General features: G+C 42.2%; 1 protein-coding gene. It reads right to left on the bottom strand.

The features are described 5' to 3' along the window. Positions 1–174 precede the first annotated feature (174 nt). Entirely contained in the window at positions 175–1,344 is a 1,170-nt protein-coding gene (locus tag BM146_RS18905; protein WP_074892244.1) for an IS110 family RNA-guided transposase, read from the bottom strand. Positions 1,345–1,591 lie beyond the last annotated feature (247 nt).

Raw genomic sequence — 1,591 nt, 5'->3', positions numbered from 1 at the left:
AATAGACTAACTATTAAAAGTCAACAAGAAAATGAAGATTTTTGAATAAAACATCGTTAGGTGTTTTAGATAGCCTGGAGGCAGGCTTAAGCCTCAATTAGTACCTTGAAAACTGCATGACAAACAGAGCATCTGAAAAGGTGCTCTAAGAAAAGGATGTAAGTTAAAGACTCTTTATTTTCGGTAGGCTTCGCCTGTAAGTTCCATCCGATAGATGGTGCGTATCAGCTTTTTCGCCGCATGACCGACAGCAACATTGTAATGCTTGCCTTCACTTATCTTCTTTGAAAGGTAGGCTCCGAAGCTTTCATCCCATTTGCAGACGAACTTAGTGGCATTAAACAAAGCATACCTTAGGTAACGGGATCCTCGTTTTTCCATGTGAGAATAACTGGAATCGAGCTGTCCTGACTGGTATGTAGATGGCGATAACCCAGCAAATGCAAGTATCTGATCAGCATTACTGAATCTGGAGAAATCACCAACTTCTGCAAGAATCATGGCTCCCATACGGTAGCTAATGCCGGGGATTGTCATAATCGGAGAGTTGCAAGTATCCATGATGGATTTGATTGAAACTTCGATTTCATCAATCTCATCCGTCAGCACCTCGATCAAATGGATGGTGTGTTTCAACTCCATTGATTTTGCTGGCATAACAGAACCAATTGAATTTTTTGCAGCATCTCTTATGGTGACAGCCATATCTCGTCCGTAGCGTCCCTTAGAAGCTGTTTCAAGGACATTTCTGAGATGTGTAAGGTGACTTTCAGCGACGTAAGAAGCACCGGGAAACTCAGAAAGTAAGGCGTACACAGAAGCCATATGAAGACTGGGAACGAGCTTTTCCAACTCTGGGAAAAGAATGTTTACAAGACGGGCCACGGAAGATTTAAGCTTTGCACGTTCCTGAACCTTATCGAAACGGTAGCGGGTTAATGACTTGAGTTCTTCACTGTGATATGATGTGTCTGAGTAGGGCTTGAGAGTCTTATCAGTCATCAACATCATAGCAATCGAACCGGCGTCGACTTTATCCGTTTTCGTCTTTCTAAGGCTTAGACCTTTTCTGTAAAGATTTGTATGTAACGGGTTGATAACACAGGTGGTCAGACCTTTATCAATGAGCGATCCGAGAAGATTGAGTGAGTAGTGACCGGTAGCTTCAAGACCTACTTTTATTTCGGTTCTATCGTTAGTCACTGAGAAAATCTTCTCATACAACTCATCAAAGCCTGCCTTGTTATTCGGGATAGTAAATACCGGATAGAGATTATCGGCTTCTGATCCCAGGATGCAGCAATCATGCTTATCCTTTGCAACATCGATACCAACATAGATCATACATGTGATCCTCCTTAAAAGTATTTGACGCTGTATTGGATCCACAGGACTCTCTGCCGATGTAACCTCGTTCTACATAAACCGTCATGCGGTATCTAACTGATTAACATTGTGACAAAGAGGCTGTGGTTGGAGCCTATTCGAAACCGTCTATGCGGTAGTGGGACAAAACCAATCCACAGCATCTTCAACAGCATACCCTATACCTATAGAAAAGGTAAAGAATGGGTATGACTATATAATACGA

The organism is Butyrivibrio proteoclasticus (assembly GCF_900115735.1).
GTDB classification, from domain to species: Bacteria; Bacillota; Clostridia; order Lachnospirales; family Lachnospiraceae; genus Butyrivibrio; species Butyrivibrio proteoclasticus_B.
This window is presented reverse-complemented; position numbering and strand designations above follow the sequence as displayed.

Bases quoted from the DNA above. Each gene is read 5' to 3' on its own strand.
- BM146_RS18905 (WP_074892244.1), bottom strand. From the start codon at position 1,344: ATGATCTATGTTGGTATCGATGTTGCAAAGGATAAGCATGATTGCTGC.